The organism is Burkholderia sp. TSV86, assembly GCF_001522865.1.
Lineage (GTDB): Bacteria > Pseudomonadota > Gammaproteobacteria > Burkholderiales > Burkholderiaceae > Burkholderia.
In genome coordinates this window covers 193869-203411 of the sequence record NZ_LOWB01000070.1, presented here as the reverse complement: position 1 = coordinate 203411, position 9543 = coordinate 193869, and the positions used below count along the sequence as shown (strand labels likewise).

Genomic DNA, 9543 nt, shown 5'->3' with positions numbered 1-9543 from the left:
CTTCCCGCTGCAGAAGCACACCGGCGACCAGTATCAGAAATTCCAGTTCCAGATCGGAACGGCCTTCTGATCGGATCCCCAGCGGGTGCCATGATAAAGCAGATGTTCAGTGTTTCGACATCGGCCCCGCATGGGGGCGTGGTGGCATGTGGCTGCATCGCGGCGCTGTGGCGAACAAAAACGGGTGACAGCACAGCCGCGGGTCATGGCCCACGGCCGCCGTGTAACGTATGCCTTCGATTGCACTGATGCAAAAGCAGTGGTTAAAGAAGTATTTCCACCCAATCATCTGGAATGCTGCCACGGATATAAAATACTTCCTCTTCGCGCTCCTCCAAGGTCCATTTGATTGCTGATCGGAGTGTGCCGGCAGTAATTTTCCCATCTTTCACTAAGCGTGGCCCGTCGTATTTCAATATATTTTCGATTGTCCGAAAATTCTGGCGATCATGTTTGGTATTTATTCTGAATATATTGCCCCTTCTTTGAAAGCGTTGTGCTACTGATCTACTAAAGCTCAATGACTGAGCCTCACCTGAACTTCCGCCTTGTCTTGCTGAATGCCGAATGATTGCGGATAAATAATCATCTAGCGTTTTATGTGAAACATGTCCCCATGTGCTCGTAATTGATTCTCCGCTGTCTCCTCGGTATAGTTCGAATGGAATGTCAGTTTTGGCCCTTGCATCGATTTCTAATTTCAACGATTCCGGAGAAAGATTTCTTTTCCACCAGGTTTTAGCTAGATTTTTATAAATATTATCAAGTAAATTATTTTTTTGGGTTGAGGCCAGCAACAATTCTTCGGATCGATCTATCGACAGGCGAAGGCCTTTGATCGGAAGATCCAGATCCGCTTTGCCGATAAGACGGCTGGATGAAATAAGTATATCATGCGCAGTAAATGCGGGAATAATGAAATCGGTCAGCTCCCGCCCAGTTAGGAGCAGAAAGGAACTTGTTTTGGATGTGTCCATGAAGGCTCGTATCGCATTCGAGACCTTTTTTGTCGGCGCTGTGCGATATGCCATTTTGGCTGCTCGCAGACCTGATTTCACTAGTTTTGTCGCAGACCATCCGATCGATGAAAGTGTTACACTAAGCTCAATCAGGTCTCCAGTGACATCTTTAAAATGGAATTGAAATCCTGGGTCGGATTGCATTTTGCGCAAAGTGTCATAGAAGGGAACGATGCTTTGTAGTACCACTTGCCCGGTAGTGGGATCGTAGTTGCTTTCCTTAAAATCTTCTATTTTGGAGATAATATTTTGCTTTATTTTATTTTCAATGATCTGTTTGATTGAAGCTGAATTGTCATCAATGCGTTCCACATCGGTTTCAAAATGAGAAAGATGGCATTGATGCGTTTCCAGGTCGCGTGAGCATCGATTGCTTAGACATCCCATGCTGGGATGATTTTCATTTTGATTGAATGTGATATTGAGGGCTTGGAGGATGAGTACTCGATTCAAGCTTCCATCCTCATGAGTGAAATTTGGTGAATCGATGAGCTTGAGATTGCCATCTACTTCGACAATCCCTAATCTATGATCGGGGATAGGGATGACGATCACCGGCATTTGAAATTCTTCAGTCAAGCTTTGGATGCAAATTTTAGGGATAAAGGAATATTTTTTTTGAATTCTAACTGATATATCGTGAATTTTCCAAATTTGATTCGGAGAATATCCCATCAACAATCGCTCGAGGCCGGTTTCTGCAATATTGGCGATTGCCTTGGCTGCACACAATTTTGGGAGATGATTGCCGATATAATCCATGAATTGCTTGTAATACAATTCAGTAGCCGCCGATTTTATATATTTTTCACGAAACAACATTTCTCCATTCGGGGCAAGTTCCTTTGTTATTTTCGATCTGCTTTTAAAGTTCGAGGCTTGCGGAGGATTTAATGCCAAATCCCATAATTCTTGGAAAGCGTCAATCTGGGATTTTTTGTCGATGTAAAATTTTTCGGCTCCATTGGTTGATGCCCAAATTTCAAATTCGCGCCTGAGCAAGAGTAGCGAGGCATCGTTTGCCGATTGATTTTGGTGATTGGAAAATGCGTAAAAATGAACTTGATTAGCTGCTTCGAGCAATTGCTCGTCTTCTTTGTTATTGGCTTCCTTTTCTAATAATTGTTTGACTGCAATGATCCGTGCTGCGATCAAGGAATTTGAGTCGAGCTGCAAATCTCCGTTCAAATATGGAAAATGGCTATTCGATCTTATTTTACGAGGCGATAGCGCCAAGGCAGGTTGGGTTTGTCGTGATTTTATTTCCTCGCTGGAATTATTTGAACAAAGAGTGGGAGTAGTGAAAGTATTATCTTTGTCCGCGAGAAAGGACTCGCTAACCTCCGCGTTCTGTACTGACCGGCGCCGCGTATTGCCATGAGATGCCGTAATCTTTGTATAGCCGTCGGCAACATGCCCCCCCGTGATCAACGTAGCCAGGATGACTGCAGTGAGAGGAGAGGGAGCTGACGGCCGGGGTGGTGCCGATTTCCTATGACGGGGTATTTTAGGATGATCTTGCAGATATTGATTGTGAAAATCGGTATTCCTTCGGCTTGTATTCAAAGTTGAGTCAAATGTCCTGGTAATTGGAGGGGTTTTAGAAATAAGTGGCATATTTTCGATAAATGCATAGTGGTTGAAGATATTTTAAAACTTAAATTAACTGATGATTTATTGGGCGGTTTGGTGTGTAATTTCATTTGGCGAATATATTTTAGGATATTATTTTAATTTGTTAAGTCTAATGAGTTGGTCTTCTTTGCTTTGTAATTTTTAAATTGAAAGGTGATTTTTTGAATTGATGTAAAATATCAAATAAACCCGTAATTAATATTGGCACATCGCGATGAGGAGGGACGATCGATGGCGAAATTTCCCGACTGCTCACGAAACGCTATATTGGCGCATTCGCTCGACGTGTCGAAGCAGCCCAGGCCCGCGGCCGGCAGTGAATTTTCTCGAATGATCAGCCGCCTGCGGCGGCTTCACTTTCTTAATCGTCAGATAGGATGTGCCGCTGATCTGGGAAGCCGTTGTCCCGGCGATATCAGCGGGAGGCTGAACACTGTGGTCCGCCAAGGGCTGTTCGCGTTACTGCAGCCGCGAATCGGTCTAGCCAGCGATTTTCCTTTTGTAATGAGCAGCAAGCAGGGGCAGATAAGTGATTCGGCGAAGGTATCTGCAGGCTGATCATTTCCGAAAAATAAGGTCCGCGACCGGTGCAGAAGTACACCGGTGGCCGACATTAGAAATCTCAGCACTGGATTGGGACCATGTTCCGATCGATCAAACTCTGTGCGTCAGTGATAAGTTGATACCTTCAACATCAAGCTTGATTGATGCACAATACGACAAAAATATTCGTAATACAGAGTTGCGTGAAATATAAAACGAACGATCACGCTGTTGGGAATTGTTTACTCTTCTGTCATAGCCTCCACAATTTCATCGATATGTTGCAACACATGCTCTGCCGCTTTGGCACGTGCATGCCTAATTGCCAACCTGATTACCTCATCGTGAAAGGGAATACTGAGTGGAATAACGCCGTCTGGCCGCTGATGTTCGACGGCGTAATCCCCTAAATTTTGCCTATCTCGATACAGGCGCAATATATTCAACGCATGGAACGCGCAATCACCATCAGGGGGGACGTCGTAGCGATAATCACCAATCTGAACGTTATAATGATCTTGCTGTAAAATCAATGTGCCGACATAGGGGGCATCGGGCTGGCCAATGCGATGAGAATATTCTGGAATCCGCACGTCAAATTGCATATTGTTGTCAAATGCAAATGTTTTAAGTGAGTTTGCAAAAAGAAGGTCGGCATGAGGAAAATTCCATTTTCCTGGCTTAACCAATCTAGATGCTGCTTTTCTGATGGCGGATATTTTGCCTTTTCTAGTAATTTTCGGTTTACGTTTGATTTTTAAGAGTGGTGAGATGTCTTCTTGGGATGATGGCCTATTTCTTTTTATGTAACGCTGGCCTTGAGGTGTAAGGGTGCCATTGGCTCTTACGAGGCGATTTAAAACGAAAATTGAAATGCCGTGTATTCTGGCAAAATCGCGCCGGCTTGTCTTTATTCCATTGATGCCAATTGTTTGCGAGGCCAATCGAATCAGTTCGGGTGTAACAGGCTTGGGCTCTTTCCCTTTCAATAATTGTTCGCCCGCAAGGGTCAGTCCTCTATTCGAAATATAATGAAGAAGTGTTCTTTTATTTAATTGATGTTTTTTTAAAAAAAACGACAATTTTCCAGGTTGATCAATTATTGTTTGTTGAGCTAATTTGAGAAGCTGTGGGGTGACGAGGCGTGTGTACTTTTTTTGTTTTTGGCGTTTTTTAGTGGAAATGGTTTCTTCGGAAATTTGAGGGGTTGAAGTATCGCTGAAACTGTATTGAAATGCAGTTTCAGTGTATTTGCTTTGAGTGAATTCTGCTTTCTGATGTTGAGAAATGGAAAAATTTTCTTTTGAATATTGTACTTGCAAACCCGGTACCAATGCAGATGGGTAGTACGGATAGATTGAAGATGTATTCAAATCCGATTCTGATGGATGTGGCCACTCATCTAACACCGACAAGTAACTTATATAGGAAACGGGTGCCTCTGGCCCAGGCAAACTCGTGGGCGGAGTTGTCTCCATGTCGAGTGACTGGAGAGGAGGGGCAAGGGTTAAAATATGTTCACCGGATTCCGGAGTCTGTTTATCCGGAATTGCGAGGCTGATTTCATTTGCATTACGTATAGCATATGAAGCAGCTATATAGCGTAGTTTTCTGATTGTTGATTTAATTGTAAGGTCGTCGGGCGGAAGGCATAATGGAATGGTGTCGTCGACTCGCTGAGGGCCAACGATATAATCTCCAAATCCACTTTCTTTGCTGTATATATTCAATACATTTAATGCGTGAAAGGCACAATCTCCATCAGGAGGGGGGTCGTAGTGACTGCCGTTGATTTGAATGCTGTAGTGATTTTGGGTTAATATCAATGCCCCAGCGTATGGAGCATTGTCACTGCCGATACTGTGGGTGTATTCTGGAGTTTTGATATCAAATCTAATATTTAAAACTTGAGAAAGGATTTTAAAGGACTGTGCGAAAAGCAAGTCATCGTGAGGAAAATTCCATTGTCCCGGTTTTGCCAGCATGCGATGCTGCCGCTTCTATTTCAATAATTTTTTGATTTTTCTCATGTTCCGGAATAATCATTCTGGCTAAACGATTTTTCCCTTTTTCGGTAAGAATTCCTTGGGCAGTGATATATTTTCTCAGTAAAATAAATGAAATGTTATGGATTTTGGCGAATTCGGAAAATCTCATTTTCCCGGGCGCGGCGCCAATGCTTTGGGTGGCGAGTTTAATTAAATCCGCCGTGATTGGTTGTAGTTCAGAAACTTTTTTTTGCTTTGAAATGAACTGTCTGCCGGCCAATGATATGCTTCTATCTTTCATGTAGCGCCTAAGTTGGTGTGGGAGAACACCAACTTCGTTTGCGACTTCCGAAAATGTTTTTCTGGCATCTTTTAGCATAACTTCTGCCTTTTCGAGCATTTCAACGGTAATGACTTGATACTGAGGAGAATGAGTTAAGCGCCGCTGTCCGCGCGGGGTTAGAGTGCCGTTAGTGCTTATATAACCCTGTAAAATTTTATTTGATAACCCATGTTGCAGTTCGAAGCGATTACGAGATATTTTGCCGGGCCCTGTGCCTATACTCTCGACGGCAAGACGCAAAATCTCCGGGGTGACTGCTGATACGGGGCTTGATTTTATAGATTCGATTTTCTTTGATTTTTCTTTGGGTGGTATTTTTTTTAATGTAAAACTGGGTGAAGGAAGAGGCTGGTTGATATTTTCATGCTTATTTTGAATGTTGATCAAGTCATTAGGGCTCAATGGGGAAAATCCTAAAGTGGGATCAAGGTGCGTGGTTTTGGATTCCAACCAAGTTTTTATTTTTTCAATTGATATGGCGGAATATGGTGTGCTTGGGGGGTTTTCTTGCTCTAAATAATTTTCAATCATTATATCTCGAATAAAATTTTCTCCCTCTAATGGGTTGAGATTTGAAAACGGGGCAGCAAGATCGAGATCGATTTCAGTTAATGGGGAAATCGTTCGCTCTTCGGAGCTGCTAGTACGCTGACGTCGAGGTGAAGATGAGAGGGCACCTAACTCAGGAGAAGAGGTGATGCTGCGAGCTATCCCTTGGGATTGTCGATCAGGTAATTCAATAGGAACGTCCGATTGGTTATCTTGCGAACTCGAAGTGACCGATGCGGAAGATGGGCGAGTTGAAGGTGTATGTGGCATGGCTCTATATGATTTTTGAAAATTTTGAATTCAATAAGATTTTAATTTGTGGTGAATATAGATTAATGGAATTTCATACAATTTTCATGTTTCGTCTATAGTCTCGGCAAGTTCGTCGATGTTGCGCATTGCATGCTCTGCTGCCATATAACGCGCCCCTCCAATTGCCAGCTTGATCGTCGTATCATCGGCCGGGATATACAGTGGAATAATGCCATCTGGGCGTCGAGATCCAACGATATAATCACCAAACCCTTGATTGCTGCTATGTAGGCGCAAAACATTCAAGGCATGAAAAGCACAATCACCGTCTGCTGGGACATCATAATAATTTTCACCAATCTGGACGCTATAATGGTCTTGCTTTAATATTAGTGTCCCTGCATAGGGTGAGGCCGGATTGCCGATATGCTGAGAATAATTCGGGGTTTGAATATCAAATCTTATATTATGATCGGATGCAAAATTACTGAAGAAATATGAGAAAAGCTGATCGGAATGGCGGAAGTTCCATTCTCCTGGTTTTTTCAATCTCAATGCAGCTTCTCTCACCGCCTGCCGTCTATTGGCAATTGAGCCTGCTATAGGCGGGTTATTTTGGAATAATGGTAACCAACGACGGTAGCGATACTTGCCTTGATTGGTAAGTGTGCCGTCAGCTTTTAAATAATATTTTAAAAGTGTGGTTGATATTTTATGGCGCCGTGCGAATTCATCTCGATTCATGTCACCAGGTTTTGTGCCGATGCTCTGCGAAGCAAGCTGAAGCATCTCGACAGTGAGGGGGGTTAATGCTTTCTCGTCTTTTTCAGTTTCCAAAACTTGTTGGCCGGCGAGAGTTAAGCCATGACTCGAGATATACAGTCGAAGCGTGTCTAATTTGATTCCGTGTTCTTTTAAGAAGGATGGAATTTTTTTTGAATTTCCAACTATAGTACGCTGAGCCAGTTTGAGTAAATGTGGAGTAATTCCGCGCTTTTTGCTGTGGCTGTGATTTTTGCTAGGGGTAGTAATAATGCCTGGAGTTTGATGAGAATCCATGGTGAGTGATTCCTCCATTGGGATAGGCGAATTGTATGAATATGGCAATGCGGGGCTCGATTCTGGGGGGCAAGGTACTTGGTCGACACTCGTATTAATTCGAGAGATGGCAAACTCGGCTGGTAAAGGCACGCTGATGGTTTTCCACGACTGCCGGTTCAACGCCGACCGGGCAATTTCATCTGCATTTCGCATGATGTAATTGGCGGCTTTATAACGTAAATCATTGATTGCTGACTTTATTGATGCGTCATTGTCAGGTAGGTTAAGAGAGAGCACGCCATCCTGACGAGATGTGCTGACAATATAATCTCCGAAATTTCCTTGTTTGTTGTACATTTTCATTGCATTCAATGCGTGAAATACACAATCTCCATCCGGTGGAGGAATATAATATTGATTTCCAATTTGAAAAGAACAATTTCCATTTTTTAAAAACAATTTTCCTGCGTATGAGGCGCTTGAGTTTCCAATGCTGTACGAATTTTGGGGGTCTATGAAGTCAAGTTTTATATCCAATGTGCTGGTGAGCGATTTTAATGAGTGCAGGAAAATCAAATCGGCGAAAGGGAAATTCCAGCGAGCTGGTTTAGCTATCTTGAATGCTGCGGTTTTGATTGCGCTTTTTTGGGATTTAAATATTTCTCGGTTTTCTTTTTGTTCTGCGTTGCATTTATTTTTCCCTGCAGCGGTTAAGCTGCCATCTGCTTTTATGTATTTCCTCAATAAAGATAATGAAAGGGAGTGATTCTTGCAAAAATCCGACAGACTGATTTTGTCGGATGCCTTTCCGATGCACTGAGTACCAAGTCGAATGAGATCCGTTGTAAGTGCTTGAAATACGGTTTCCCCGCTGCACCTTGCAAGTGCTTGCTTGCCAGCTAGTGATAAACCAGATTTTGTTAAATATGGATATAGTTGTCTTGGTTGAATTCCAATTTCCAATGCAATGTCCGAGATGCATTTATTGCTGTCTTGGACCATTGAGGCTGCCTTTCGGAGTATTTCCTCCGTGATGACGTTAGCTCGAGTTGGGCTTATTAGGGCTCGCTTCCCTCGCTCAGTAAGAGTACCATCAACATTAATATGAAATTGCAAAGTTCCGTAGGGTAAATTATATTTTTTTTCAAAAAAATGGCGCGCTATCTTGCCTGGGCCTATTCCTATTTTTTCATGAGCGAGACGTAAAATTTCGGCAGTGATTTTTGTTGGGGCATGTGCAAAAGCTATACTGCGCCCGCTAAACTGTTTTTTTATAACGGGTTTTTGTGTGATCGATGCCGGTGCGGCTGATATTTGTTCGATATTTGTCGTTTTTTCAAGATGAGAATTTAATTCGGCTCTATCTTGTATTGGTGATATCGTTGTTTGTTCGTGATTGGGGAAATCGGATATCAACCAATTCTGAATGATGTCAACTGACATAGGCGTGGCCGAAACGAGAGGACGGCCTTCTTGTTCTGAATAACCTTCATTCATGATCTCTCGAATAAAATTATCCTGCTCATTTGGGTTGAGATTGGAGAATGGGAGCGCGATTTCGAAATTAATTTCGGATAGCGGGGAAACAGTTCGTTGATTGGATGTTTGGGCGCCTTGTTGTTGCGATGAAAGCGAGAGTGAACTCAATCTTGACGAAGAGGTGAGGCTGGCGGTCGTTACCGTCGGGTATTGAAGCGGAAAAGCCGGAGGAGAGCCTTGTTGAGTGCCGTCTGAACTTAAATCTATCGGAGTCGGAGATGGATTAATTGGAGGTGTGGTAGGCATGGCTGATTTGTATTGAATTAGATAACGAGATTAGATCATCTGAAATTTCGAGTATTAAAAAATCAGGGTGCGATTGAAAATGAAGGCTGTTAGCCTGCCGGTACAGCCGATCGTGAAATAAAGCCGCGATCCACATTCTCCAGCTGTCGATGTGATCCCCTGCGATCGAAGTAACCGGAGCAAGTACCTTTAGCAGCGATGGAGTCGATGGTTGGAAATCTATCGATTTTTGTGACGAGGGATTTTTTGGAATTCCATAATATCTTATGAACATTCGAAATAAAATGATTGTGCCAAGGCAGTATTTACGATTCATTAATTCTCATGGTTGCGGACTATTTTATAAGTGTGCATGATGGATGTAAATTGTGAAGGCATGTAACTATTA

At 42.9% G+C, this 9543-nt stretch carries 5 protein-coding genes; 1 reads left to right on the top strand and 4 read right to left on the bottom strand.

What is annotated here, in order from left to right; genetic code table 11:
- Positions 1-263 precede the first annotated feature (263 nt).
- The gene (locus tag WS68_RS27570; protein ID WP_156429459.1) at positions 264-2195 is read right to left on the bottom strand and encodes a hypothetical protein; all 1932 of its coding nucleotides are present in this window, start codon (positions 2193-2195) and stop codon (positions 264-266) included.
- 690 nt (positions 2196-2885) lie between these two features.
- Between WS68_RS27570 and WS68_RS27565 the strand changes: the two genes are divergently transcribed.
- Positions 2886-3212 carry a hypothetical protein gene (locus WS68_RS27565; RefSeq protein ID WP_156429458.1) on the top strand — a complete coding sequence of 109 codons (327 nt, stop codon included), beginning with the start codon at positions 2886-2888 and terminating at the stop codon, positions 3210-3212.
- 227 nt (positions 3213-3439) lie between these two features.
- Here the strand turns inward: WS68_RS27565 and WS68_RS27560 are convergent, their stop codons facing one another.
- The 3 genes from WS68_RS27560 to WS68_RS27550 form a co-directional block, all read right to left on the bottom strand.
- Entirely contained in the window at positions 3440-5182 is a 1743-nt protein-coding gene (locus WS68_RS27560; protein ID WP_156429457.1) for a hypothetical protein, read from the bottom strand.
- Positions 5142-6347 (bottom strand): hypothetical protein, encoded by a 1206-nt coding sequence (locus WS68_RS27555; RefSeq protein ID WP_156429456.1) that lies wholly within the window; start codon positions 6345-6347, stop codon positions 5142-5144. Before WS68_RS27555 ends, WS68_RS27560 begins: the two co-directional genes overlap by 41 nt.
- Before the next feature lie 84 nt (positions 6348-6431).
- Complete coding sequence (locus tag WS68_RS27550) at positions 6432-9155, bottom strand: hypothetical protein (RefSeq protein WP_156429455.1); 2724 nt, start codon at positions 9153-9155, stop codon at positions 6432-6434.
- Positions 9156-9543 lie beyond the last annotated feature (388 nt).